This is a genomic window from Polaribacter ponticola, from assembly GCF_026191475.2.
Lineage (GTDB): Bacteria > Bacteroidota > Bacteroidia > Flavobacteriales > Flavobacteriaceae > Polaribacter > Polaribacter ponticola.
On record NZ_JAOSLC020000003.1, the window covers coordinates 112,875 to 139,157 of the forward strand.

22 protein-coding genes and 1 pseudogene are annotated in these 26,283 nt (G+C 28.9%); 10 read left to right on the top strand and 13 right to left on the bottom strand.

Annotated features, from left to right (window positions below; genetic code table 11):
- Positions 1-16 precede the first annotated feature (16 nt).
- From N5A56_RS05260 to N5A56_RS05295, 8 genes and pseudogenes are all read right to left on the bottom strand, one after another.
- Positions 17-2,240, bottom strand: a pseudogene (locus N5A56_RS05260) (RelA/SpoT family protein).
- 89 nt (positions 2,241-2,329) lie between these two features.
- The gene (locus N5A56_RS05265) at positions 2,330-3,565 is read right to left on the bottom strand and encodes a M48 family metallopeptidase (RefSeq protein ID WP_265724545.1); all 1,236 of its coding nucleotides are present in this window, start codon (positions 3,563-3,565) and stop codon (positions 2,330-2,332) included.
- Between the two features lie 41 nt (positions 3,566-3,606).
- Positions 3,607-4,353 carry a polyphosphate--glucose phosphotransferase gene (gene ppgK, locus N5A56_RS05270; RefSeq protein ID WP_265724546.1) on the bottom strand — a complete coding sequence of 249 codons (747 nt, stop codon included), beginning with the start codon at positions 4,351-4,353 and terminating at the stop codon, positions 3,607-3,609.
- Between the two features lie 3 nt (positions 4,354-4,356).
- Positions 4,357-5,154, bottom strand: coding sequence for a TrmH family RNA methyltransferase (locus N5A56_RS05275; protein WP_265726091.1), 798 nt, complete (start codon positions 5,152-5,154; stop codon positions 4,357-4,359).
- 215 nt (positions 5,155-5,369) lie between these two features.
- On the bottom strand, positions 5,370-6,665 hold the full coding sequence (locus tag N5A56_RS05280; protein WP_265724547.1) for an amidohydrolase family protein: 1,296 nt from the start codon (positions 6,663-6,665) through the stop codon (positions 5,370-5,372).
- A gap of 6 nt (positions 6,666-6,671) precedes the next feature.
- Positions 6,672-9,638, bottom strand: coding sequence for an amidohydrolase family protein (locus N5A56_RS05285; protein WP_265724548.1), 2,967 nt, complete (start codon positions 9,636-9,638; stop codon positions 6,672-6,674).
- 91 nt (positions 9,639-9,729) lie between these two features.
- Positions 9,730-10,662: a DUF3810 domain-containing protein gene (locus N5A56_RS05290; protein ID WP_337994822.1), complete on the bottom strand. Its 933-nt coding sequence runs from the start codon at positions 10,660-10,662 to the stop codon at positions 9,730-9,732.
- The gene (locus N5A56_RS05295; RefSeq protein ID WP_265724549.1) at positions 10,653-10,805 is read right to left on the bottom strand and encodes a hypothetical protein; all 153 of its coding nucleotides are present in this window, start codon (positions 10,803-10,805) and stop codon (positions 10,653-10,655) included. Before N5A56_RS05295 ends, N5A56_RS05290 begins: the two co-directional genes overlap by 10 nt.
- Before the next feature lie 138 nt (positions 10,806-10,943).
- On the opposite strand from N5A56_RS05295, the gene dnaB reads away from it, so the two are divergent.
- From dnaB to bshA, 6 genes are all read left to right on the top strand, one after another.
- A complete protein-coding gene (gene dnaB, locus N5A56_RS05300; protein ID WP_265724550.1) occupies positions 10,944-12,455 on the top strand; it encodes a replicative DNA helicase in 1,512 nt (503 codons plus the stop codon).
- A gap of 50 nt (positions 12,456-12,505) precedes the next feature.
- On the top strand, positions 12,506-12,733 hold the full coding sequence (locus tag N5A56_RS05305) for a hypothetical protein (protein WP_265724551.1): 228 nt from the start codon (positions 12,506-12,508) through the stop codon (positions 12,731-12,733).
- A 1-nt stretch (position 12,734) separates the two neighbouring features.
- A complete protein-coding gene (locus N5A56_RS05310) occupies positions 12,735-13,034 on the top strand; it encodes a type II toxin-antitoxin system RelE/ParE family toxin (protein ID WP_265724552.1) in 300 nt (99 codons plus the stop codon).
- An 81-nt stretch (positions 13,035-13,115) separates the two neighbouring features.
- The gene (locus N5A56_RS05315) at positions 13,116-14,300 is read left to right on the top strand and encodes an asparagine synthetase B (protein WP_265726093.1); all 1,185 of its coding nucleotides are present in this window, start codon (positions 13,116-13,118) and stop codon (positions 14,298-14,300) included.
- 203 nt (positions 14,301-14,503) lie between these two features.
- Entirely contained in the window at positions 14,504-15,349 is an 846-nt protein-coding gene (locus N5A56_RS05320; RefSeq protein ID WP_265724553.1) for a transketolase, read from the top strand.
- A gap of 163 nt (positions 15,350-15,512) precedes the next feature.
- On the top strand, positions 15,513-16,640 hold the full coding sequence (gene bshA, locus N5A56_RS05325; protein ID WP_265724554.1) for an N-acetyl-alpha-D-glucosaminyl L-malate synthase BshA: 1,128 nt from the start codon (positions 15,513-15,515) through the stop codon (positions 16,638-16,640).
- A gap of 59 nt (positions 16,641-16,699) precedes the next feature.
- Here bshA and N5A56_RS05330 read toward each other — a convergent pair whose 3' ends face one another.
- Positions 16,700-17,341: a DUF937 domain-containing protein gene (locus tag N5A56_RS05330; protein WP_265724555.1), complete on the bottom strand. Its 642-nt coding sequence runs from the start codon at positions 17,339-17,341 to the stop codon at positions 16,700-16,702.
- A 122-nt stretch (positions 17,342-17,463) separates the two neighbouring features.
- Between N5A56_RS05330 and N5A56_RS05335 the strand changes: the two genes are divergently transcribed.
- The 3 genes from N5A56_RS05335 to N5A56_RS05345 are packed head-to-tail and all read left to right on the top strand — an operon-like array spanning position 17,464 to position 19,974.
- A complete protein-coding gene (locus N5A56_RS05335) occupies positions 17,464-18,789 on the top strand; it encodes a dicarboxylate/amino acid:cation symporter (protein ID WP_265724556.1) in 1,326 nt (441 codons plus the stop codon).
- Complete coding sequence (locus N5A56_RS05340) at positions 18,789-19,637, top strand: sulfurtransferase (RefSeq protein ID WP_274270254.1); 849 nt, start codon at positions 18,789-18,791, stop codon at positions 19,635-19,637. Before N5A56_RS05335 ends, N5A56_RS05340 begins: the two co-directional genes overlap by 1 nt.
- Position 19,638: 1 nt before the next feature.
- Entirely contained in the window at positions 19,639-19,974 is a 336-nt protein-coding gene (locus tag N5A56_RS05345) for a hypothetical protein (RefSeq protein ID WP_265724558.1), read from the top strand.
- Between the two features lie 63 nt (positions 19,975-20,037).
- On the opposite strand, the gene N5A56_RS05350 is transcribed toward N5A56_RS05345, so the two are convergent.
- The 3 genes from N5A56_RS05350 to N5A56_RS05360 form a co-directional block, all read right to left on the bottom strand.
- Positions 20,038-21,852, bottom strand: coding sequence for a DEAD/DEAH box helicase (locus N5A56_RS05350; RefSeq protein WP_265724559.1), 1,815 nt, complete (start codon positions 21,850-21,852; stop codon positions 20,038-20,040).
- Positions 21,853-22,273: 421 nt separating this feature from the next.
- Positions 22,274-22,702: a hypothetical protein gene (locus tag N5A56_RS05355; RefSeq protein WP_274270255.1), complete on the bottom strand. Its 429-nt coding sequence runs from the start codon at positions 22,700-22,702 to the stop codon at positions 22,274-22,276.
- A 268-nt stretch (positions 22,703-22,970) separates the two neighbouring features.
- A complete protein-coding gene (locus N5A56_RS05360; RefSeq protein ID WP_265724561.1) occupies positions 22,971-23,375 on the bottom strand; it encodes a hypothetical protein in 405 nt (134 codons plus the stop codon).
- A gap of 184 nt (positions 23,376-23,559) precedes the next feature.
- Here N5A56_RS05360 and N5A56_RS05365 point away from each other — a divergent pair, with 184 nt between their 5' ends.
- Positions 23,560-25,179, top strand: coding sequence for an ABC-F family ATP-binding cassette domain-containing protein (locus tag N5A56_RS05365; RefSeq protein ID WP_265724562.1), 1,620 nt, complete (start codon positions 23,560-23,562; stop codon positions 25,177-25,179).
- 80 nt (positions 25,180-25,259) lie between these two features.
- On the opposite strand, the gene N5A56_RS05370 is transcribed toward N5A56_RS05365, so the two are convergent.
- Entirely contained in the window at positions 25,260-26,201 is a 942-nt protein-coding gene (locus N5A56_RS05370) for a hydrogen peroxide-inducible genes activator (RefSeq protein WP_265724563.1), read from the bottom strand.
- Positions 26,202-26,283 lie beyond the last annotated feature (82 nt).

Genomic DNA, 26,283 nt, shown 5'->3' on the forward strand with positions numbered 1-26,283 from the left:
TTTCTAAAAATGATATTTACATTCTATTAACACGCTCTACATTTTTAACGCCTTCTACTTTTCTAATACTTTTTATTAACTTGTTTAATTGCGAACTATTTTTAACACTAAGAGATATTTTACCATCAAAAATACCTTCATTTCCAGATATATTTATTCCATGAATTAGAACTCCTATATTGTTAGAAATAATGCGTGTTACATTATTTATTATTCCTTTACTATCAACTCCACTTATGTGTAATATTACCTTAAAGTCTTGCTTTGTAGAGTCTATCCACTTAGCTTGCATAATTCTATATGCGTAATTCGATTGCATAGAAATTGCATTCGGACAGTTTTTTTTATGAATTTTTATTCCGTCTTTTATGGTTAAAAAAGCAAAAACTTTATCTCCAGCTATTGGGTTACAACATTTAGAGAGTTTATAATCTAAAATTTCTTCATCTTTTCCAAAAACTAAAGCATCGATTTTGTTAGTAACTTCTTCTTTATTTTCTATTTGAACTTTATTAGTTGTAGTTCTTCTTAATTTAGTTTTAAAGAAATTTATAAAAGTACTGTTTCTTTGAGATAGAAAAGCTTTTAATTGCGTGTTATCAATAGCGCCGTTTCCTACTCTAAAAAATAAGTCGAAACTTGTTCTTAATTTAAAATAGGTTACTAATTCATTTATTGTTTTTTCATTAAAAGCAATTTTTAAATGTCTCAGTTTTCTTGTTAAAATTGCTTTTCCTTCTTCTGCAATTAACTTTTCTTCTTCTTTTAAAGCTGCTCTAATTTTAGTTTTTGCCCTAGCAGTAATCACAAAATCTAACCATCTAACATTGGGTTTGTTATTAGAAGTGGTTATAACTTCAATTTGATCTCCACTTTTTAGCGTGTAACTTAAAGGAACTAATTTTCCGTTTACTTTAGCACCTCTACATTTTAAACCTACATCTGTATGTATAGAGAATGCAAAATCTAAAGCCGAAGCATCTTTTGGTAATGATTTTAAATCACCTTTTGGTGTAAATACATAAATTTCTTTGGAATATAAATTCAATTTAAAATCCTCAACAAAATCTACTGCATTTAAACTATTAGTTTCTAAAGTTTCTTTTAATTTATTTAACCAACTTTCTAAACCACTTTCATTTTCGTTTCCTTGTTTATATTTAAAATGAGCAGCATACCCTTTTTCTGCAATTTCGTTCATTCTTTCAGAACGAATTTGAACTTCTACCCATTGTGCTTCAGGACCAACAACCGTTATGTGTAATGCTTCATAACCCGTAGATTTAGGTTGAGAAATCCAATCTCTTAAACGAGAAGGGTTTGGTCTAAAGTTATCTGTAACTATAGAATAAATTTTCCAAGCATCATGCTTTTCATCACTAGAAATAGGTTTAAAAATTATTCGAATGGCATATTTATCAAAAACTTCATCAAAAGTTACATTTTGTTTACGCATTTTTCTCCTGATAGAGAAAATAGATTTAAACCTTCCTTTTATTTCATAAGAAAAATCTTCTTTATCTATACCTTCTTTTAGTGTATTTGTAAATTGATCTAAATACTTTTTTTGATCTTCTTTACTTTCTTTTATTTTTGTTACAATACTGTTGTAAACTTCTGGTTCTGTATATTTTAAGCCTAAATCTTCAAGTTCTGTTTTAATATTGTATAAACCGAGTCTCATGTGCTAAAGGTGCATATATATATAAGGTTTCTGATGCTATTTTTACTTGCTTATAAGCAGGCATAGCATCCATAGTTTGCATATTATGAAGTCTATCTGCAATTTTTATTAAAATAACTCTAACATCGTCATGTAAAGTTAGTAGCATTTTTCTAAAATTTTCTGCTTGTATAGAAGAATCTTGTTCTTTATTTAAACGAGAAATTTTAGTTAATCCGTTTACTATTCTTGCAATTGTTTCGCCAAACATTTGCTCCATATCATCTACAGTATAATCTGTATCTTCGACTACATCATGTAATAAGGCAGCAGCAATAGAGGTTGCTCCAAGACCAATTTCTTTAGCTACAATTTTTGCAACTGCAATTGGATGATATATATATGGTTCTCCAGTTTTTCTTCTTTGTTTAGAGTGTGCCTCTACAGCAACTTCAAAAGCTTTTCTTATTAATTCTTTATCTTCTTTAGATAATATTTCATAAGTACCTTTTAGCAAATCTTTGTAACGATTTGCTATCTCCTTATTTTCCTCTTCTATGGTTGCGTTGTATTCCATAAATTACACTTATGATTTTTGTTAGAAACTAAAGTGAATTTAGGAATAAGAATTTGAACAAGCAAAAAAATGATATTCTAAATTAATGTTTATACTCTTTCTAAATTAAGAATTCTCTGTAATAAAGTAGGATGTGAATAATGCATAAAAACATAAGTTTTATGAGGAGTTAAGTTGCTTAAACTGTTTTTAGATAGTTTTTTAAGCGATGTAATTAAAGGTTTAGCAGCAAAAGTTTCTTTAGCATAATCGTCTGCTTCATATTCGAATTTACGAGACATGTAATTCATTCCTAAGCCAGTAATTTCAGAAATTGGAGAATATAAAATTCCAAAAGCTATTAAACCAATATGAAAACTTGATGTAGAAACACCTAAAGCTTCAGATAAAATAGAAGAATTTATAAATAGTGATAAAATAAATAATGTTAAACCTGTAAGTAAAATAGAAGAAACTAAGTTGAAAATAATATGTTTTCTTTTATAATGACCAACTTCATGAGCTAAAACTGCTACAATTTCATCAGTATTTAAATCATTTATAAGTGTATCAAAAAGAGTAATTCTTTTTTGTGATCCAAAACCTGAGAAATATGCGTTTGCTTTTGTAGATCTTTTAGATCCATCAATTATATGAATATTGTTAATTGTAAAACCAACTTTTTCTGCATATTCTTGAATTGCAGTTTTTAATTCGCCTTCTTCTAAAGGTTTTTGCTTATTAAATAACGGTACAATTAATTTTGCATAAAACATATTCATAAACAAAGAGAATACAGCTACTAAAGCCCAAGCATAGATCCAGAAATTTTCTCCAGAATATTCATAAAATAAGATTATTAATGATAAAATTCCACCACCTAATACAACACTCATAAGTCCTCCTTTTAACTTATCTAACCAAAATATTTTTTTGGAAGATTTATTAAATCCAAATTTTTCTTCAATTACAAATGTGCTATAATATGAGAAAGGAGTTGTTAAAATATCTGAGCATAACATTATAACTCCAAAGAAAATTAAGGCTATTAGAATTGGATTCTCTGTAAAACTTCTAGCAAAATTATCTACATATTTAAACCCATCAACAAAAAAGAAAGTTAAGGTTAAAATAATTGAAAAGGTAGAAGTTATATTAGAAAATTTAGAAACAGCTTTTTTATACTCTTGCGATTTTTTATATTCTTCTTTATTGTAAACATCAGCTATTTCATCTGGAATTTTATCATCAAAATGTTTAGAGTTTAAGATATTTAGTATTTTATCTATTATAAAACTAAAACAAATAATAGCTATTAAAATATAGAATAGGGTAGTAGGTTGCATTTTATTTTTGGTTTAAAAGCTTCATCTTAAAAAAGTAAAGTTTATTTGCTCTCTTTACTTGCAAACATTGCAGCTCCAATTATTCCTGCATTATTTTTAAATTTAGCTACTTTAATTGGTACATCTACAGTTAAATGATCTTTAAATTTCTCATATTTTTTACTTATTCCACCCCCTAGAATATACATTGAAGGAGTATGTAATATTTTAACATGATTTAAAAAAACATCTAATCTTTTTGCCCACTCTTCTAAGGATAGATTTTCTCTTTTTCGGGCAGAATCAGCAGCAAATTTTTCTATGATTTTTCCGTCTGTATGATAAATATGACCTAATTCTACATTTGGAATTAATTTACCATTATAGAAAAGACCAGATCCAATACCGGTTCCTAAAGTAATCACAAAAACTTTTCCTTTTACATCTTTTCCAGCACCTAAGTTTACTTCTGCAACTCCAGCTAAATCTGCATCATTACTTACATAAAAAGGTAAGCCATCACATTCTTTTTTAAAAAGTTTATCAACTTTAACTTCTAGCCATTCTTTACTTAAATTTCCATGATGTTTACATTGCCCATTAACAATTATTGTAGGGAAACAGCAGCCAACAACTTTTTTCCACTTAAAATGTTTTACCATATCATTTATAACCTTAGCAACAGCTTTTGGTGTAGCAGGTTTTGGTGTATCTATTCTGTGCCTTTCAGTAAGTAATTCACCAGTTTTAGTATCTACTATTGCAGCTTTAATTCCTGTTCCACCTATATCTATTCCTAGTACTTTCATTCTTTATATTTTAAAATCTCGTTGTCTTTTCGCTTCAAAAATTACTATTGCAGCAGCTACAGATACATTCATAGAATCTATTTTACCTTGCATAGGGATGTTAATATTTTGAGTTGCTTTTGTTCTCCAAATTTCCGATAAACCCGTAGCTTCTGTGCCAACAACTATTGCGGTTGCATTTGTATAATTTTCTTTATGGTATTCATTTGAATTTTGCAATGTAGTAGCATATATATTAATATTATTTTTCTGAAGGAAAGAAATTATTTCCTCAGAATTAGCAACTGCAATTTGGTTTGTAAATATACAGCCAACACTAGATCGAATTATATTAGAATTGTATAAATCGCTTTTAGCATCTGCTATAAAAACAGCATCTACATTTGCTGCATCTGCAGTTCTTAAAATTGCGCCAACATTACCCGGTTTTTCAATACTTTCTGCAATTAAAATTAAAGGTTCTTTATTTTTAAATTTAATGTTTTCTAAAGAAAAATCTTTAACTTTTGTAACTGCTATTACACCTTCTGTAGAGTCTCTATAGGCTAATTTTTGATAAACTTCTTTAGAAACTTCAATTCTATTTACATTGGCATTAAAAAGATGTAGTATTTCTTGTTCAGAAATTAAGTCTGGATAATATAAAATTGTATCAAACTGATACCTTGCTGATATAGCTAACGAAATTTCTCGTTTACCTTCTATAATAAAAAGCCCTTGTTTCTTACGCTCACGAGATTTTTCTTGAAGCTTTATTAGGTTTTTAATATATGTATTTTGTATGCTAGTAATTTCTTTCATTAATACAAATATACCTAACATTAGGTATTGTTTTGTATTCATTTAATGAGAATATTTGCATAACAATAATTTGTAAGTTTAATTTTTGATTAAAATATTTTTGAAAAAGAATAAGTAGCTATGAAAGAGAAATTCTAAATTACAGGTTATTGTTAACTGTTTTTGATTAAAAAAGGCTCGCATTTGCGAGCCTTTTGTTGTAAAATATAAATATTTTATTTTGATTTAAGTTTATTTGAATATCTCTTCCAAAGTTTAGTTTGGTGAGTTTCTAAACTTATTTTTCTACCTTGTATAAATGCATTTGTTAGTATGTTAGTTCTCATATCTAATGCATCACCTTCCGAAACAAATAGTGTTGCATCTTTACCAACTTCTAGTGTGCCTACAAAACTGTCAATTCCTAAAATTTTTGCGGTGTTAGAAGTTAATAACTGTAAAGCAACCTCTTTATCTAAACCATGTGCAGCAAAAGTTCCTGCGTAAAAAGGTAGGTTTCTGGTATTCATTCTTTCCATTTGCCCTTCCATACCAAGACTAACTAAAACACCTTTATCTGTTAATGTTTTTGCAATTGTATATGTATAATCATATCCATCATCTTCTGAGTTAGGGTTTCTATGTGGTCTATCTAAAATAACCGGAACCTTATTTTTTACTAATAAATCTGCAATTTCTTCAGCTTCTTCTCCATGAACTAAAACGATATTATTAATACCTAATTCTTTAGCTATTGTTACAGCATCTGTAATTTCTCTTTGACCATTAGCATGAATAAATAATTTCTGAGTTCCGTTAAATAAACCTTTTGTAGATTCATATGGAAGATGTTTTTTAAGATTACTACTTGCTAGATAATTTTTTGCTGTTGAAAAATAAGATTTAATACCATTAATTTTATCTGCATATTTTACATCTGGTTTTAAAGCAGGATCTTCTCCTAACCACCATCTTCCGCGCGTAAAGCTACTTGGCCAGTTGATATGAATTGCATCATCTGTTTTTATAGATGCATCTTCCCAGTTCCATGCATCTAACTGTACAATAGAAGAAGTACCAGAAATAGTGCCACCTCTTGGTGTAATTTGTGCCATTAAAACTCCATTTGGGCGCATAGACTCAACTATTTTGCTTTCTGCATTATATGCTATTAAACTTCTAATATGTGGGTTGTTAGTTCCAATTTCATCTTCATCAACACTTGCTTTTACAGCATCTATTTCTACTAAACCTAATGTTGAGTTTGCAGCAATAAAACCTGGGTAAACATGTTTACCTTTTGCATTTATTACAGTTCCTCTTCTTGCAATTTTAGCATTTGCATTTCCAGCAAAAACAATTTTACCTTCGCTAAACATAATTAAAGAATTCTCAATAACCTGTCCGTTTCCTAAATGTGCAGTTGCTCCTTCAATAGAGTAGTCTGTAGTTTGTTTATCTGCTGGAGTTTGTTGTGCAATAATGTTTCCTACTAAAAAGAAACAAAGCAAACTATATATTATTTTTTTCATCTTTTATTAGTTTTTAAGTTCTTCATTAGTATCACAGTGAAAGTTTCTATCTTTTCTTTTCATAGGTGTTTGAGTTTTACCTCCACCCATTTTCTCTTTCAACATCATATTAATTAATTTACTTTTTTCTTGTTTTATGGCTATACGTTTTTTCAAATCTTCATCTCTATCAAAAAATATCTTACCTTCAATTATTGTCTTTTCAACTTTAGCATAAATAGACATTGGGTGATTAGTCCATAATACAACATCTGCATCTTTACCTACTTTTATACTACCAACTCTATCATCTATATGTAATAATTTTGCAGGATTAATAGTTACCATTTTCCAAGCTTCTAATTCAGAAACACCACCATATTTAACAGTTTTTGCAGCTTCTTGATTTAATCTTCTAGACATTTCTCTATCATCAGAATTAATAGCTACGGTTACACCAGCATTATGCATAATTGCTGCATTAAATGGTATTGCGTCATTAACTTCGTATTTATAAGCCCACCAATCTGAAAAAGTTGAACCTCCAACTCCATGTTCTACCATTTTATCTGCAACTTTATATCCTTCTAAAATATGAGTAAAAGTATTAATGTTAAATCCAAATTTCTCTGCAACTTTCATTAGCATGTTAATTTCAGATTGTACATAAGAATGACAAGAAATAAATCGTTCTTTATTCATTATTTCAACCAAAGTTTCCATTTCAGCATCTTTTCTATATGGTTTTCCGCTTTTCTTTAAAGCTTCATATTCTTGCGCTCTTGTAAAATAGTCTGTAAACATTTGTTCTACACCCATTCTTGTTTGTGGAAAACGAACACCATTGGTATAACGAGATTGTTTAACATTTTCACCTAGGGCAAATTTGATAAACTTAGGAGAATTACTGTAAATCATTTCTTCTGCATTTTCACCCCATTTAAGTTTAATAATTGCAGAACGACCTCCAATTGGGTTAGCAGAACCATGTAATATTTGAGCTGATGTTGTTCCTCCAGAAATATTTCTATAAATGTTGATGTCATTAGGATCTACAACATCTTCAATAGTAACTTCTGCTGATGAATTTTGAGCTCCCTCATTTATAGCTGATGCTGCTATATGAGAATGTTCGTCTACAATACCAGCAGTTAAATGTTTACCAGTACCATCAATTACAATTGCTCTTCTAGATTTTAAGTTTTTACCAATTTTTTCGATCTTACCATCTTTTAAAAGAACATCTGTATTTTCTAATATACCTGCATCTTCACTTGTCCAAACAGTTACATTTTTAATTAAAATAGTTTCTGTTTTTGGTTGAATGAAATTTCCAAAACCTATATTAGGATAACTTACAGGTAGAAGAGTAATATCTTTCTGATCTTCTTTTTTCTTTTTAGATTTATCTTTTTTCTTTTCTTTTTTAACTTGTTTACTTGCAGACCAAGAAGTTTTATTTCCTTCAGTATCAAATGCATCACCTTGCATTACATTTGCAGCATTAATAGTTTTACCTAACATTCTAGTATAACCACTATCTTCGTTTAAAGTAATAGAAATCCAATCATTTTTAAAAGAGAATTTTGCTTTTACTTTTTTATCATCAATTTTAATAACACCAGCTTGTTTAGCTCCTTTACCAGATATAGTTAAATCGTAATTTTTCTTATTAACATATAACATATAAGTACCAGTAATATCTCTAATATTCATGTCATTTACTACATTTTTATCACCTTGAATCCAATTTTCATGAATTGTAGTTTTAGCATCAAAAACATCGCCAGAAGTAATAATAAAGTTAGCTAAACTTCCTGTTTTTAAATTCCCTATAGCATTGTTTCCTAAAATATTTGCAGGTATTGTAGTTAAAGCAGCTAAAGCTTTTTCTTTACTAAATCCATATTTAATAGCTTTCTGTAAATTTTTGTGAAAAGATTTTACAGATTTTAATTTATGAGTAGTAATAGCAAAATTAATTCCGTTGTTTGAAAGTACATTTAAATTAGAAGGTTCTTGATTCCATTTACGCATATCACGCAAAGAAATATGTTGAGCTAATAAAGGGTCAGACACATCATAAGCATTGCTAAAGTTAATAGGAATAATGAAATTTGCGTTTGTAGATTTAATATCATTTATTCTCTCAAATTCTTCGCCACTACCAACAATAGTATATTGTATTCCATATTCGTCACCAACTTTATCTGCTCTAATAGCGTCTAAAACATTACCAGTTTCAAATATTTGAAGTAAATTTTTATTACCATTTAAAGCTTCTAATGATAAATCTTTATTTTTCATGTTTCCTTTTGCATACCAATCTGCATCATTATATACCTGACGCAATAAAGCCATAGCACCCATTCTAGAGCTAGGATATGCTTGTCTAGATTTTACACTTTTAGAAAATGATAAGTATTGTGCAGATTTTGTATCTAAAATTCTATATGCGTTTGAAGCATTAGGGTTCAATGCAATAAGTAACCCATTACCACGCATAATTCCATCGTTTAAATGTGTGTTTACTACACCAAAACCAGCATTTATTAAACTTTTAGCTTTTTTAGAATCAAATTTAAAGTTTTCTATTGGGTTCGTTTCGGGTCTAATATGATCGTTCCAATAATATCCTTCCCTGTTAGAAGCATATTGAGTTGTTCTAGAATTACTTCTTATTCTTTTAGGCTTTGTAAGACCAAAATCTGAGTAAATATCAATAAAAGAAGGGTAAATTGTTTTCCCTTTTAAATCTTTAATTTTTGTTCCTTTAGGTATTTTTACAGACTTACCAACATTAACAACTTTGCCCTCCTTTATAAGTAAAGTACCATTTTTAATAACTTCATTTGGAGTAACATAAATTGTTGCATTTGTAAATGCAAATGTTGTGTTTTCGGTTGTTTTCACCCCTTTGTCTGTAGGGAAATAATCTTGTGCTTTTGAAGTAGTTAGCGACAAGAAAAAGAGTAAGAAAAATAGTTTTTTCATGTAGTTTGAATTATTTGAATTAGCTATAAATTTATAGATACCCTTTTTGATAAAAGAGCATTTACCTTGTTTTAACAAAATTTTAAGAATTTTAGTTGCTCTTAGAAGCTTCAAAATAGGAAATAAGTAAGTTTACTACATAGTTATAAGAGTCTACTCCTTTACGTTGTTTATTGGCTTTTAGGTAAGCGTTATATCCTTTTTTTACAAGTGGTTCAAACGGATTTTTATATTCTTGCCAAAAACGATAACTAGCATTAAAGTCTTTAGAGATACCTTTGTGTACAGTTTTCCATAGTTTTGTAGATAAATTACGATCTCGTTTTCTAATTTCTGATATACAATACCCAAAAGCCATTCTATAACTAGCATATTTAAAATAAATATCATCATTATAGTTTGCTGCTAAAAAGCCTACAAAATTAGCTTCATTTTCTGCTGCAAAACCTATTTGATGTGCCATTTCATGACAAGTAGTTGTTGGATAACTAGTTTTTGGAACTCTATCATTTACTTGTGCTTCTCCTGTTAACGGGTTTAAATATCCAGCTGTACCATTATAAGATTGTAATAAACTCATTAAAGAACTTTTTACAGAGGAATGTTGGTATTTTAATTGCGGAAAATCTTTAGATAAATTATCGTAACCAGAAACTGCCATTACATACATTTCTTTTTGACTATATGGGTTTTTAACTTTTATAGTATCATTTTTAGTAATTTCTAATTGATAATAATTTAGGTTTTCAATAATATGTTCAGTTACATTTTGAAGTTGTTCTGTTGTGTATTTTTTTTGATTATAATTTAAGTTTTTAGCCAAAGGTTCTCTGTAATAATTTAATCCCCAAAAAAGATAAAAACAAAAATAGATTACAGATAAAATAGCTGTAAATTGGATGATTTTTGGTATAAAATCTTTAAATCTATTTTTTATCAATCTATATAAAAACCGAAAGAGAATAAATACACCAAAAGCAATTAATAAATCGCCAAAAGAAAATGGAATCCAACCTAATATAATTCTAAAAAAGAAGAAATTATAGGGTAAATTCCGTTGGAATAATAACGCTCAATAAATGCAGGATTTTTTGCAACAATTTGCATTAATAGCATTTGAATTGGCAATAATATTGCTAAAATAATATGTGTTTTATTCCACTTCATAGATGTAAAATTAATGAATCATTTTGGAAGTTGACTGGTTATTAACAAGATAATAACATTTTTATTTACAATAAATGTTTACAAATTAAAGTTTAGTTTTAGAAAGCATTTTCAACCTAAAAAAGTACATTTGTAAAGATGGAAAAAACGACTCCTAAAGCAGGAAAAAAGATAGATAAATCGAGATTAATTAATCTTGAAAAAGGGAAAATTCCCCCACAGGCAGTAGAATTAGAAGAAGCTGTTTTGGGCGCAATGATGATTGATAAAAAGGGAATTGATGATGTAATTGATGTTTTAAGTTCTGATGCTTTTTACGATCAAAAACATCAAGAAATTTATGCTGCAATTTATGAGTTGTTCCAGAATTCTGAACCTATAGATCTTTTAACAGTATCTAATTTGTTAAAAAAGAATGGTAAACTAGAGTTTGTTGGTGGCGATTTTGCGTTAATTCGATTAACACAAAAAGTTGCCTCTTCTGCACATATTGAGTTCCATGCCAGAATTATTTTACAGAAATATATTCAGCGTAAGTTAATTTCAATTTCAGCAGAAATTATAGAAAATGCGTATGATGAAAGCACAGATGTTTTCGATTTATTAGATGATGCAGAAGCCAAACTTTTTGAAGTTACACAAGGTAACTTAAAGAAAAGTTCTGAAGCTGCAGGTTCTCTTGTAAAACAAGCTTTAAAGAAAATTCAAGAAATAGGAAATCAAGAAGGAATGTCTGGTTTAGCAACTGGGTTTACAAAACTAGATGCTTTAACATCTGGTTGGCAACCTTCCGATTTAGTTATTATTGCTGCACGTCCTGGTATGGGAAAAACGGCATTTGTAATTTCTATGGCTAAGAATATGGCAATCGATTTTAATCATGGTGTTGCTGTGTTTTCATTAGAGATGTCTTCTGTTCAGTTAATTACTCGTATGATTTCTTCGGAAACGGGTTTAACTTCAGAAAAATTAAGAAAAGGAAATTTAGAACCTCATGAATGGGAGCAACTAAACGTAAAAGTGAAACGTTTATCTGATGCACCTATTTTTATAGATGATACTCCATCACTTTCTGTATTCGATTTACGTGCAAAAGCCCGAAGATTAGTGTCGCAACACAATGTACGAATTATAGTAATTGATTATTTACAATTAATGACTGCTGGAGGAAAAGCAGGAGGAAATCGAGAACAAGAGATTTCTATGATTTCGAGAAACTTAAAAGCGTTAGCAAAAGAATTAGAAGTACCAGTAATTGCACTTTCTCAGTTATCTCGTGCGGTAGAAACTCGTGGAGGATCTAAAAGACCTTTATTATCAGATTTACGTGAATCTGGTGCTATTGAGCAGGATGCAGATATTGTTTCGTTTATTTTTAGACCCGAGTATTACGGAATGACAGAATGGGATGATGATGAACATACACCCTGTGAAGGACAAGGAGAATTTATAGTTGCAAAACACAGAAATGGTGGATTGGATAATATTCGTTTAAAATTTACAGGTCATTTAGCAAAATTCTCAGATTTAGAAGAGGGTTTTAGTTCAGAATTCCAATCTTCTATGAATGCAGATTTCCCAGAAGATGTTTTCCCAGATCAAAGGATTGAACCTAAAGATGCTTTTGGAGGTGATGATGTACCTTTTTAGATTTTAATTACCTTTTTTATTTCGTAACTTTGAAAAACAAATAATTGTTTATGAGTTTACAAGCTAGAAAATTAAGTTTAATAGAATATCTAATATCTCTTAAAGATGAAACACTTTTTAAGAAAATAGAAACTTCTGTTTTAGAATTAAAAGATTCAAAACTATCCGTTTTTACAGAAGATGAACTTATTTTAAGAGCAGAAGAATCTAATGCAGATTACTTAAATGGAAACTATTCAATTCAAGAAGATTTAGAAAAAGAAAGTAAAAATTGGTAGAATGAAGATTATTTGGTCTGATTTTGCAAAATCGATGTTGAAAGATATTCATTATTATTACAAAAAGAAAGTAAATAAAGTAATTGCAGAAAGAATAATTAACAACATTTTTACCGCCACAAATCAGTTAAAGGAATTTCCGAACTCTGGTACAGAAGAAGAAACTTTAAAAAGATTGAAACAGAATCATAAATACCTTGTAAATGGTAATTATAAAATTATTTATAAAGAAATAAAAGAAGGTGTTTTAATTACTGATGTTTTTGATACACGACAAAATCCTACAAAAATTAATAGATAATTTACTTTGAAAAAACTCATAACAGTCTTAACATTTCTATTAATATCAAACTCAATTTGGGCATCATTTATTTATGTACCAATGAATGATGATAACCAAAGAAATCATTTAAAAGCATACGGAATTGTTTATTTCGGTTTAGAAGCAGGTTTAAAATCGAAATGGTTATTAAATTATGATGGAGGAGCTTTTTTAATCGAAAATAATAAAGCAATCGAAAATGAGTGTAAAATACGAGGTGTTTCTTATCAAATAATTTCTGATGCAAAAGCACAATTGGTCTTACAAGAAATTTCATCGCCATCTTCAAATCAAGATGCTGTAACTTTAGAAAAAGCACCAAAAATTGCTGTTTATTCACCTAAAGACAAAATGCCTTGGGACGATGCTGTTACTATGGTTTTAACGTATGCAGAAATTCCTTTCGATGTTATTTACGACAAAGATGTTTTAGCAGATAAATTATTAATATACGAATGGTTGCATTTACATCATGAAGATTTTACGGGGCAGTATGGTAAGTTTTATGGTTCTTTTAGAACTGCACCTTGGTATATTAAAGCTAAACAAAGTGCAGAAAAACTGGCTACTGAATTAGGATATAATAAGGTTTCTGAAGAAAAGCTAGCAGTTGCAAAAAAAATTAGAGATTATGTAATTGGTGGCGGATTTATGTTTGCGATGTGTTCTGCAACCGATAGCTTTGATATTGCTTTATCAGCAGAAGGTGTAGATATTGCAGAAGCTATGTTTGATGGAGATGCTTCAGAACCCGGTTATCAGAATAAAATAAATTTTAATAAAACTTTTGCTTTCAAAGATTTTAATTTGGTTAGAAGCCCAACATTATATGAGTTTTCTTCAATTGATATGACTCGTAAGCGTAAAATTCCAAAAACTTCTGATTATTTTTCTTTAGGAGAATTTTCGGCAAAATGGGACCCAGTTCCAACAATGTTAACTCAAAATCATACTGTTTTAGTAAAAGGTTTTATGGGGCAAACAACTTCTTTTGATAGAAATACAGTAAAAACAAATGTATTAGTTTTAGGAGAAAATAGAACAAATAGAGAAGCTCGTTATATACATGGTACTAAAGGTAAGGGAATGTTTACTTTTTACGGAGGTCATGATCCAGAAGATTACACACATAGAGTAGGAGATCCTAAAACCGAATTAGATTTGCATCCAACTTCTCCTGGATATCGTTTAATTTTAAATAATGTTTTGTTTCCTGCGGCAAAAAAGAAAAAGCAGAAAACGTAGAACAACTTGTCATTACGAAAGAGGAACGATTGAAGTAATCTGCTTATTAAAAAAGAGATTGCCACATCAGGCTGAAAAAGCCTGATTCGCAAAGACAGAAATTAATATTAAAAACTGTTAATAATTATCAAATAAATAATTATAAAACTGAATACAAATTCAATCACTTTTGTATTTTTGCGATAACATAACAAAATCACATAATGTCAACAACACAACAATTACAAGATTTTACACAACAAGTTCGTAGAGATATTTTAAGAATGGTACATAAAGTAAATTCTGGTCATCCAGGAGGTTCTTTAGGATGTGCAGAATTTATTACTTGTTTATACCAAGAAGTAATGGATTATTCTACTGAGTTTTCTATGGATGGTAAGAACGAAGATTTATTTTTCTTATCTAATGGGCATATTTCTCCTGTTTTTTATAGTGTTTTAGCACATAGTGGATTTTTTCCAGTAGAAGAATTATCAACTTTTAGGTTGTTAGATTCTCGTTTACAAGGTCATCCAACAACACATGAAGGTTTACCAGGAGTAAGAATTGCATCTGGTTCTTTAGGTCAAGGAATGTCTGTAGGTATTGGTGCTGCACAAGCAAAAAAATTAAATGGCGATAATAAATTAATTTACACTTTACATGGAGATGGTGAGTTGCAAGAAGGTCAGAACTGGGAAGCAATAATGTATGCATCAGCTAAAAAGGTAGATAACATTATTTGTACAATTGATTTAAATGAAAAGCAAATTGACGGTTCTACAGATGAGGTTTTAGCAATGGGAAGCCTAAGAGCTAAATTTGAAGCTTTTGATTGGGATGTAATTGATGTTAAAAAAGGAAATGATGTTGAAGCTATCTTAGCAGGTTTAGCAGAAGCAAAATCTTTAACAGGAAAAGGTAAGCCGGTTTGTATTTTATTGCATACAGAAATGGGTAATGGAGTTGATTTTATGATGCATACGCATGCATGGCATGGGAAAGCACCTAGTGATGAACAATTAGAGAATGCTTTAGCTCAAAATCCTGCAACATTAGGAGATTACTAAAAAATAAATAAAAATATTAAAAAAGAGTTTTTCATTCATTTGAAAAACTCTTTTTTTATGAATTTATTTAGATTTCAAGTGTAAGAATAAAGGTATATTTACAACTAAAGATAGAAATTTGTTAATCTTTTAATTTTAAATCATTTAATCTTTCAATAATTATATGAAAATAGGTATTGTTTGTTATCCAACGTTTGGTGGAAGTGGAGTAGTAGCAACAGAATTAGGTATGGCTCTAGCAGATAAAGGTCATGAAGTACATTTTATTACATATAATCAACCTGTTCGATTAGATTTCCTATCACACAAATTACATTTTCATCAAGTATTGATTGAAGAATATCCATTGTTTCAATATCAACCCTATGAGTTGGCGCTATCAAGTAAAATGGTAGAAGTTGTAGAGAAGCATCAGTTAGAAGTTTTGCACGTTCATTATGCAATACCACATGCATATGCGGCTTATATGGCAAAACAAATGTTATTAGAAAAAGGGTTATATGTAAAAGTAGTAACTACTCTTCATGGAACTGACATTACATTAGTTGGAAGTCATCCCACATATAAAACAGCTGTTGAATTTAGTATAAATAATTCTGATGTTGTAACTGCAGTTTCTAACAACCTAAAGCAAACCACAAATGGTCTTTTTAACATCAACAAAAACATAGAAGTTGTTTATAATTTTATTGATGTAGAAAAATATAATAAAGCAGAAGATGAAGAATGTAAAAGAGCAGCTTTAGCAAAACCTAATGAAAGAATTTTAACTCATATTAGTAATTTTAGGCCTGTTAAAAGAGTTGAAGATGTTATTAAAGTTTTTTATGAAGTACAAAAAGAGATACCTTCTAAATTATTAATGATTGGTGAAGGACCAGATAGAAAGAAAGCAGAAATTTTAACTAAAAAACTAGGCATTTCTAGCAAAGTTTTCTTTTTAGGTAATAGTACAGAGATTGATAAGATTCTTTGTTATTCAGATGTTTTTTTATTACCATCACAAACCGAAAGTTTTGGTTTAGCTGCTTTAGAAGCAATGGCGGCAAAAACGGCTGTAATTTCAACAAATACTGGAGGTTTGCCAGAAGTTAATATTCATGGACAAACGGGCTATTTAAGTAACCTTGGAGATGTTAATGATATGGCAAAAAATGCAATTTCAATTTTAAAAGATAACTATGTTTTAGAAAGATTTAAATTAAATGCGAAAGAGCATACAAAAAAGTTTTCTTTACAAAATATATTACCTGTTTACGAAGATATTTATAAGTCTTGTTATAAACAATAAGGTATAAATAAAAAGCTCAAACTATATAGTTTGAGCTTTTTATTTATATATAGGTTTGTCTATTTACCAAATAAACCACCTAACATTCCACCAATTCCACCACCAGAACCATTTTTACTACCTCCTAAAAGCATACCAGCTACATCATCTACAACACTACCGTCTCCATCTGCATCTAATATTTTTTCAAGAAAGTTCTGTTCATTTTGAGTTTCATTTCCTCCTAATAAACCACCTAAAAGACCAGTTAAATCTCCAGAATTACTTACATTTTGTTCTTTCTTTTGTTTTCCTAAAACACCCATTAATAAGGGAGCAGCTACTTTTAATATATTTGCAACAGAACCAGCATCCATACTAGATTTCTGACCAATAACTTGCTCAACACCTTGTTGTTTACTTCCTAAAATATGTCCTAAAATTCCTGCTCCATCTTGTTTTACAGTATCCGCAACTCCACCACCAAATAAACCACCAAGATTATCTAGAATACTACCATCATGTTTACTCGATAAAGCTCCCATTAAACCTTCTGCACCTTCTGGAGTAGAAGCATTTCTTTGCATAGCTTTCATCAACACTGGTAAAGCCATCGTTAATACACTGCTGGTTTTATCAGTATCATTTCCTGTAGATCCTGCAACTCCTGATATTATCGATTTTCCTAAATCACTACTTAATAAGTCTAAAATTCCTGCCATTTTTTTGTTTTTAATAATTAATATGTGTGTTTTCTGATTTTATGACACAATATACAAATAAAGTCACATTAGAGTTTAAATATTTTTTTTACCTTTCAGCATTGTAAACTTTAATCAAATAAATGAAAAAACTAGCATTACATTGGAAAATTTTAATAGGAATGGTTTTAGGAATTCTTTTCGGATTTCTAGCACTGCAATTAGGTTGGCAAAATTTTATTGCAGATTGGATTAAACCTTTAGGAACTATTTTTGTTAAATTATTAAAATTAATAGCAGTACCTTTAATTGTAGCTTCCTTAATTAAAGGGATATCAGATTTAAAAGATATTTCTAAATTTAAAAATATAGGTATAAGAACTATGCTAATTTATATAGGTACAACAGTAGTTGCAATTACTATTGGTTTAGCTTTAGTAAATATTATTCAACCTGGCGATGGTATTTCTCCAGAAACTGTTGATAAATTAACCAATACTTATGCAAAAAGCTCAAGTATAGCCGCTAAAATTACAGAGGCTAATAAACAACAAAGTAGCGGTCCCTTGCAATTTGTTGTAGATATGGTACCAGACAATGCTGTAAGTGCTATGAGTAATAACAAGGCAATGTTACAAGTAATTTTCTTTACTATTTTCTTGGGGATTTCTATGCTGCTTATAGGAGAAAAGAAAGCAAAACCTTTAAAAGATTTTTTCGATGGTTTAAATGATGCTATTTTAAAAATGGTAGATATAATTATGCTTGTTTCTCCATATGCTGTTTTTGCTTTATTAGCAAATGTAGTAGTTACATCTGGAGATCCAGATATTTTATTAGCATTATTAAAATATGCTGGTGTTGTAGTTTTAGGCTTGTTTTTAATGGTAGTCTTTTATTCGATACTAGTAAGTATTTATACTAAGAAAAATCCATTTTGGTTTTTAAAGCAATTAAGTCCGGCTCAATTATTAGCATTTTCAACTAGTTCAAGTGCAGCTACTTTACCTGTAACAATGGAGAGAGTAGAAGAGCATATTGGGGTAGATAAGGAAGTTTCTAGTTTTGTTTTGCCAGTAGGAGCAACCATAAATATGGATGGGACTAGTTTGTATCAAGCTGTAGCTGCTGTATTTGTAATGCAAGTTTTATGGCCAGAAGGGTTAGGGTTTGCAAATCAAATGTCTATTGTTTTAACTGCATTGTTAGCATCTATTGGAAGTGCAGCAGTTCCTGGAGCTGGTATGGTAATGTTAGTAATTGTTTTGGAATCTATCGGTTTTCCAAAAGATTTATACCCTGTTGCTTTAGCATTAATTTTTGCTGTTGATAGACCATTAGATATGTTACGTACTACAATTAATGTAACAGGAGACGCTACAGTTTCTATGATAGTTGCTAAATCTGTAGGAAAACTAGGAGATCCGAAACCTAAAAATTGGGACGATAATTATGAAGATGTAAAATAATGTCTTTAATAATTAATAGTCCTTTAGTGTCAGTAGATTGGCTTTTTTCTAATTTAGAAAATAAAAATTTAATAGTTTTAGATGCAACAATTTCTAAAGTTACATCTAAAACTAATTCTATTACTAGAGATGTTAAAAAAGTAATTAAAGAAGCCGTTTTTTTTGATATTAAAAATGTTTTTTCAGATACGAATTCATTTTTTCCAAATACGATTTTATCAAAAGAACAATTTGAAATAAAAGCGAAAGAAATTGGAGTAAATAAGAATAGTTGTATTGTAGTTTACGATGATTTAGGTATTTATTCTTCACCTAGAGTTTGGTGGATGTTTCAGTTAATGGGATTTAAAAATATAGCGGTTTTAAATGGTGGGTTTCCAGAATGGAAATTAAAAAAGTTTCCTATACAGAATTTTTATAATGTTAATAATGAAATAGGAAATTTTAAAATAAACTATCAACCAAAAAAAATAAAAACAACAAGCGAAGTACTAAATGTAATTAAAAATGATGTAGTTTTAATTGCTGATGCTCGTTCTAAAGCACGTTTTTTAGCTAAAGAAGCTGAACCTAGAAAAGGATTAAGAGGAGGTCATATACCTAATTCTGTGAGTTTACCATTTTCAAAAATTGTAGAAAATGGAAAGATGTTACCTTTAGATGAATTAAAGATTATTTTTAAAGAATTAAAACTTCTTAATAAAGAGTTAATATTTTCATGTGGGTCTGGAGTTACTGCATCAATTTTAGCATTAGCTGCAGAATTAGTAAAAATAAAAGAATATGCTGTTTATGATGGTTCTTGGACAGAGTGGGGAAGTACATTAAATTTACCTATAGAAAAATAAAATGGAAAACATAAATTGGACAAAGAAAGAATTTGAAGCGTATGTACTTTTGTATGCTGCACATTGTAATTTTTTTGAAGCTAAAGAAGAGCAGGAGTATATCTTATCTAAGGTAGATGAAAAAACTTTTCATAGAATTCATACCGAAGTGGTTGTAGATTCTGACGAAAATAATTTAAATAAAATTCAGCAATATCTTTTAGAAAATAAATTTTCACAAATTGAAAAAGATGAGTTAATAAGAGACATTAAAAATGTGTTTTTTGCAGATGGTTCTGTAGATCTAATTGAGAAAAAAGTATTTAGTATTTTAAAAAAATTATTGATTAATTTTTAAATCAGATTTAATAAAAAAAGCTTCACAAAATGTGAAGCTTTTTTTATTAAATTTATAGCTAATTTAACTTTCTCTACGCTTTCTGCCGAAACCTCCAGATGCTCTTCTTTCTGATCTATCTGGTCTATCTGATGAACGTCTGTCAGATCTTTTTCTCCCAGAATCACTTCTTTTTGAAGATGAAGAACCTGCTTCTGAGCTTCTACGCCTTCCAAAACCACCATCTTTTTTACCAAAAGGCTTTCTTCCACCTCTTCTACCACCTCCGGAACGTTCTTTTTTAGTAATCTCTACGTTTACAGAGCGTCCATCAAAATCTGGCTGATTATCAGAAAAAGCTTCTAAAGTTTTTTGCTCGTATTCTTTATCAATTTCAAAGAAAGAAAAAGTATCTAAAATATCTATAGCACCAATTTCTATTTTATCACCAATATTTTGATCGTTAATTAAACCAATTAATTTACCAGGATTAAGATTGTCTTTTCTACCAATATTAATAAAAAAACGAGTCATATTATCTGCAGTAGCTCTAGATCTAGAATTCTCTCTACCTAAATTATTTAAATCTTTAGAATTTTCATAATACTTTAGCATCGTATTAAATTCTAAAGAAACAAACTTTTTAATAAGTTCTTCTCTATCTAAACCTTCTAATTTTTCATAAATACTTGGTAAAAACTCGTTAATTTGAGTTTCGTTTACTTCAATATTTTTAACCTTATCAATTAAATTTATTAATTGATTTTGTACAATTTCTTTTCCTGTAGGTACTTTACCTTCTACAAATTTCTTTTTAATGATTCTTTCTATCTGGCGTAATTTTCCTTTTTCTTTTCCGTTTACTAAAACAATAGAAATACCTTTGTTACCAGCTCTACCAGTTCTACCACTTCTGTGAGTGTAGTTTTCTATTTGATCTGGTAATTTATGGTTAATAACATGTGAAAGCTCATTAACATCTAATCCACGAGCAGCAACATCTGTAGCTACTAAAATCTGAATTGTTTTTTTACGGAATTTACCCATTACAGAATCTCTTTGTCCTTGAGATAAATCTCCATGTAAAGAATCTGCACTATAACCGTCTTTTATTAAATTATCTGCTACTTCTTGAGTTTCTCTACGAGTTCTACAAAAAATAATTGCATAAATATCAGGGTTTAAATCTGCTATTCTCTTTAATGCAGGATAACGTGTTCTTTCTGTTACAGCATAAAATTCATGACTAACATTTTCAGAACCTGTATTCTTTTCACCAGAAGTAATTTCTACTGGTTTTGTCATGTAATTTCTTGCAATTGCTTCAACTTCTCTAGGAAAAGTTGCAGAAAACAATAATGTTTGTTTAGTTTCTGGAGTAGCTTCTAAAACTTTATCTAGTTCATCTTTAAAGCCCATATTTAACATTTCATCAGCTTCGTCTAATACAAGCCATTGAACGTTTCCTAATTTTAATGCTCTTCTGTTTATTAAATCTACAGTTCTACCAGGAGTTCCAACAACTATCTGAGAACCTCTTTTTAAAGATCTAATTTGTTCTTCCATACTAGAACCACCATAAACAGTAGTTACTTTTACGTCTTTTAAATATTTACAAAAGTCTTTAATATTATTACCAATTTGAACTGCAAGCTCTCTTGTTGGTGATAAAATTATAGCTTGTACATTATTTTGACTTGGATCTAAAAGTTCTAATATTGGTAAACTAAATGCTGCTGTTTTACCTGTACCTGTTTGTGCAAATGCCTTTAAATCGTCTGTTGAAGAAATTATTTGTGGAATTGCTTTTTCTTGAATAACAGTTGGTTTTTCATAACCTAAATCTGTTAATGCTTTGTTTATAGGTTCTTTTAAACCTAATTCTAAAAATGTTGACATACTGTGTTTTTGTAGATTCACAGACGCCCACCTGCAAACCTTATTTATAATTCGACTTGATTTTTAATGAGTTACACTCAAAAATAAAAACGTGCAAAGGTAGGGTAAATTATATAGATAATTACAATGTAGATTAATAATTAATTATTGTTTAATTCTTTAAGGAAAGTGTTTAAATTGTTAGAAGATATAGAAGCAAAACCATTAACAACTTTACTTTGTTTATCTAATAGAATTAGACGAGGCATTTTACTTGTTAAAAAGTTATGTGCTTCACTTTCATCATCTAAATAAAATTGTTTTTTAATATCTAACTTTTTTATTCTTTTGGTTTTGTTACCATCTATTTTAACTTGGATGAAGTTGATATTTGGATAATTAATTGATAAATATCTTATTCTAGATTCAATATAAGATGTTCCTACAGATTCAGGACTCCAAAAGAATAATGCAGTTTTTTTCCTTTTATAATATTACTAATAGATTTTTTTGAATGATTATAATCTACAATAGTAAAGTTGTTAATTTTTTTATTTAAAGGTAAAGTATTAGTATCTCTAAGAAGTTTTTTTATTTGTTTTTTATCGTTTTCATTAGTACTTAATTCAAAAAATCTATCAAATGTTTTATTATTTACTTTACAACTAGATTTTTGATAAAAATGTCCTATTAGAGTTTGCTTTAAAAATGCATTTTTGGTAACCTTAGAACTTACTTTCTCATTTATTATATTTAATAAATCTAATGTAAATTCTTGAGAATAATCATTAGTTTTAGGAGGATAACCTAAAGAATACGTTTTATTGTATAGATAATTAATTACATAATTAGAGTATGGAGAATAGTACATAAGAGAACTATTGTCAATCGTTATTTCATTTCTATAATTATAAAAAGAAGCATCTGTATTAGGAAAATTATTTTTATAATAAGCATATTTAATAGGGTATCTTTCTATCTTATTATAAGTTGGGTAAGTTAAAGCAACTTTAAAAACTTCTTTAAAACCATCTGTTACTTTTGGATGATTTTTAACATACTCGTCATAAGTATTTAATTTTATTTTTAAAATAGAGTCTACTTTAACCTTAAATTCTTTAGGTTCTAATTTATTGTAATTATAAAATATTTTTTTCTTTTTCTTCCGCTAAAAAACAATCAATTAAAATATTATTTCTTTCAGCTCCTTTACCAGCGTAAACTAAAGACTCATCAAAATCCCAAGTATTTAAACGTAACATTAAACTATCTTTTGGCTCTAAATATATATATTGATATTCATTTCCATGCCTAAAATGATACAATCCTTCTTTTAAAGACTTAAACTCTCCTAAGAATTTGTTTTTATTGTTTAATAAAAAAGTATCTATAGCTTCTTCTTCATAATAAAGAATAACATTTTTAGATTTAGGATTTATAATTTTTCCACCAAAAAAAGTAAAATCTTTTTTAATGTCAGAACTACAACTTATTAACGTAGTTAAAAATAAAACAGGTAAGAAATAAGTTATTTTTTTTATCATATAAAATTTATAATGCCTTGCTACAAATTTAGGTATTCAAGTTTGCTGTAGTTGTTAATACGTTGTTAAAAAAGATTTAAAATCTACTAAAAAAGCAAACTTACAAATTTTGATAAATGCTTTAAAATTCAAAGTAAAATATATCTAGTAATTTACTACTTTTGCAGAAATTTAAAATACAATTATGTTATCAGTTTCTAATCTATCAGTTCAGTTTGGTAAAAGAGTTTTATTTGACGAAGTAAACACTAAGTTTCAAACAGGAAATTGTTATGGGATTATTGGCGCAAATGGGGCAGGGAAATCTACTTTTTTAAAGATTCTTTCTGGGGTTCAAGAACCAACGTCTGGTCAGGTTCATTTAGAAAAAGGAAAAAGAATGTCTGTTTTAACTCAAGATCATTATGCTTTTGATGAGTTTCCTGTATTGGAAACAGTGATTATGGGTAATAAAGATTTGTTTAAAATAAAAAAACAGATAGATGAATTGTATGCAGATTATACAGATGAAAATGCAGAAAAGATAGGAGAACTTCAAATAATTTTTGAAGAAATGAATGGTTGGAATGCAGATTCTGATGCCGCTATAATGCTTTCTAATCTTGGAATTTCGGAAGATGTACATTATACTTTAATGAAAGACTTAGATGGTAAGCAAAAAGTACGTGTGTTAATTGCTCAAGCTTTGTTTGGTAACCCTGATGTTTTAATTATGGATGAGCCTACCAACGATTTAGATTTTGAAACAATTGCTTGGTTAGAAAATTTTATTGCTAATTTTGATAACTGTGTTATAGTAGTATCGCATGATAGACACTTTTTAGATGCTGTTTGTACTCATATTTCTGATATTGATTATAGTAAGATAAATCATTATTCTGGGAATTATACTTTCTGGTACGAATCTAGTCAGTTAGCCACAAGACAAAGAGCTCAACAAAACAAAAAAGCAGAAGATAAAAAGAAAGAATTAGAAGAATTTATTCGTCGTTTTTCTGCAAACATGGCAAAATCTAAACAAGCAACTTCTCGTAAAAAAATGATTGAGAAATTGAATGTTGATGAAATTAAACCATCAAGCAGAAGATATCCTGCAATTATTTATAAAAGCGACAGAGAAGCTGGTGATCAAATTTTAAATGTAGAAGATTTATCTGTAGAATTTGAAGGAGAAAAATTATTTGATAAAGTTCATATCAATTTAAATAAAGGAGATAAAGTTGCTGTTATTTCTAAAAACTCGAGAGCAGTTACTGCTTTTTATCAAGTTATCACTGGAAATCAAAAAGCAGAAACAGGAAAATATGATTGGGGTGTAACAACTACACAATCTTATTTGCCTTTAGATAATTCTTCATTTTTTCAAAATGGTGATTTAAACCTTGTAGATTGGTTAAGACAATATGCTCAAACCGAAGAAGAGAGAGAAGAAGTATTTTTAAGAGGTTTTTTAGGGAAAATGATTTTTTCTGGTGAAGAAGCTTTAAAGAAAAGTAATGTACTTTCTGGAGGTGAAAAGGTTCGTTGTATGCTGTCTAGAATGATGATGAAAAGAGCTAATATTTTAGTTTTAGATGAACCAACAAACCATTTAGATTTAGAATCTATACAGGCCTTAAATAATTCATTAATTAACTTTAAAGGAACTTTGTTGTTTACAACGCATGATCATGAATTTGCTCAAACTGTAGCTAATAGAATTATTGAATTAACACCTAAAGGTGTAATTGATAGACATGCTACTTTTGACGAGTATTTATCTAATCCTAAAATTAAAGAATTACGAGAAAAAATGTATTCTTAAGAAAATAATACTAGTATAAAAACCAATCTAAAAGTAATTATTACTTTTAGATTGGTTTTTTTATTTTATAAATACAGTTACTATTTTTTTTGTAACGGACTAATAATTTTAACGTCTGAAAAAGAAATTGCTCCTCTAATAACACCATCAATAGTTTTTTTCAAAGCTTCAATTAATTGCATTTTTAATTGCGATTTATGGTAAATTAAACTTACTTCTCTTGCAGGAGGAGGGTTTGTAAATTCTCTTAAATGGCTTTTATCAACTTCATTTAAATCTAATGTATGTAAATAGGGTAGTAGCGTCATTCCTAAACCTTCTTTAGATAATTTAATTAATGTATCAAAACTTCCGCTTTCTAATTGAAACCCTTTTTTGTTATCAATTTTATGTGTTCTACAAAGGTTTAGAACACTATCTTTAAAACAATGTCCATCTTCTAATAATAGAATATCTTCCATTTCTAATTCATCAGCAGTTATCGTTTTCTTTGAATAAAGTCTATGATTTTGAGGTACTAAACCTACAAAAGGTTCGTAATAAAGAGGTCTTTCTTTTATAGATTCATTTTCTAAAGGAGTTGCGGCAATAGCAGCATCTATATGGCCATCTGTTAGTTTCCTTATAATTTCTTCTGTTGTTAACTCTTCGATAATCAATTTTACTTTTGGATACTTTTTGGTAAAATTTTGTAAGAACATTGGAAGTAATGTAGGCATAATAGTTGGTATTATTCCAAGTTTAAATTCGCCACCAATAAAACCTTTTTGTTGATGAACAATGTCTAAGATTCTATTACTTTCATCAACTATAACTTTAGCTTGTTCTACAATTTTATTACCTACCTCGGTTAATTCGATTGGTTTTTTTGAGCGATTAAATATTTTAACTCCTAATTCATCTTCTAGCTTTTGTATTTGCATACTCAAAGTTGGTTGAGTAACAAAACTGTGCTCCGCAGCTACAGTAAAATTTTGGTATTCTGCAACAGATAAAACATATTTTAATTGAGTAATTGTCATTGTAATAAAAAATTTTGATAAAGATATTAAAACTATCAATATTAATTATAGTTTATTGAAACTATTTTCAACTAATTTTGAT

What these genes read in the sequence shown, in the direction of transcription:
- N5A56_RS05265 (WP_265724545.1), bottom strand. Translation starts at nt 3,565, where the DNA reads ATGCAACCTACTACCCTATTCTATATTTTAATAGCTATTATTTGTTTT.
- ppgK (WP_265724546.1), bottom strand. Translation starts at nt 4,353, where the DNA reads ATGAAAGTACTAGGAATAGATATAGGTGGAACAGGAATTAAAGCTGCA.
- N5A56_RS05275 (WP_265726091.1), bottom strand. Translation starts at nt 5,154, where the DNA reads ATGAAAGAAATTACTAGCATACAAAATACATATATTAAAAACCTAATA.
- N5A56_RS05280 (WP_265724547.1), bottom strand. Translation starts at nt 6,665, where the DNA reads ATGAAAAAAATAATATATAGTTTGCTTTGTTTCTTTTTAGTAGGAAAC.
- N5A56_RS05285 (WP_265724548.1), bottom strand. Translation starts at nt 9,638, where the DNA reads ATGAAAAAACTATTTTTCTTACTCTTTTTCTTGTCGCTAACTACTTCA.
- N5A56_RS05295 (WP_265724549.1), bottom strand. Translation starts at nt 10,805, where the DNA reads ATGAAGTGGAATAAAACACATATTATTTTAGCAATATTATTGCCAATT.
- dnaB (WP_265724550.1), top strand. Translation starts at nt 10,944, where the DNA reads ATGGAAAAAACGACTCCTAAAGCAGGAAAAAAGATAGATAAATCGAGA.
- N5A56_RS05305 (WP_265724551.1), top strand. Translation starts at nt 12,506, where the DNA reads ATGAGTTTACAAGCTAGAAAATTAAGTTTAATAGAATATCTAATATCT.
- N5A56_RS05310 (WP_265724552.1), top strand. Translation starts at nt 12,735, where the DNA reads ATGAAGATTATTTGGTCTGATTTTGCAAAATCGATGTTGAAAGATATT.
- N5A56_RS05315 (WP_265726093.1), top strand. Translation starts at nt 13,116, where the DNA reads ATGAATGATGATAACCAAAGAAATCATTTAAAAGCATACGGAATTGTT.
- N5A56_RS05320 (WP_265724553.1), top strand. Translation starts at nt 14,504, where the DNA reads ATGTCAACAACACAACAATTACAAGATTTTACACAACAAGTTCGTAGA.
- bshA (WP_265724554.1), top strand. Translation starts at nt 15,513, where the DNA reads ATGAAAATAGGTATTGTTTGTTATCCAACGTTTGGTGGAAGTGGAGTA.
- N5A56_RS05330 (WP_265724555.1), bottom strand. Translation starts at nt 17,341, where the DNA reads ATGGCAGGAATTTTAGACTTATTAAGTAGTGATTTAGGAAAATCGATA.
- N5A56_RS05335 (WP_265724556.1), top strand. Translation starts at nt 17,464, where the DNA reads ATGAAAAAACTAGCATTACATTGGAAAATTTTAATAGGAATGGTTTTA.
- N5A56_RS05340 (WP_274270254.1), top strand. Translation starts at nt 18,789, where the DNA reads ATGTCTTTAATAATTAATAGTCCTTTAGTGTCAGTAGATTGGCTTTTT.
- N5A56_RS05345 (WP_265724558.1), top strand. Translation starts at nt 19,639, where the DNA reads ATGGAAAACATAAATTGGACAAAGAAAGAATTTGAAGCGTATGTACTT.
- N5A56_RS05350 (WP_265724559.1), bottom strand. Translation starts at nt 21,852, where the DNA reads ATGTCAACATTTTTAGAATTAGGTTTAAAAGAACCTATAAACAAAGCA.
- N5A56_RS05355 (WP_274270255.1), bottom strand. Translation starts at nt 22,702, where the DNA reads ATGTACTATTCTCCATACTCTAATTATGTAATTAATTATCTATACAAT.
- N5A56_RS05360 (WP_265724561.1), bottom strand. Translation starts at nt 23,375, where the DNA reads ATGATAAAAAAAATAACTTATTTCTTACCTGTTTTATTTTTAACTACG.
- N5A56_RS05365 (WP_265724562.1), top strand. Translation starts at nt 23,560, where the DNA reads ATGTTATCAGTTTCTAATCTATCAGTTCAGTTTGGTAAAAGAGTTTTA.
- N5A56_RS05370 (WP_265724563.1), bottom strand. Translation starts at nt 26,201, where the DNA reads ATGACAATTACTCAATTAAAATATGTTTTATCTGTTGCAGAATACCAA.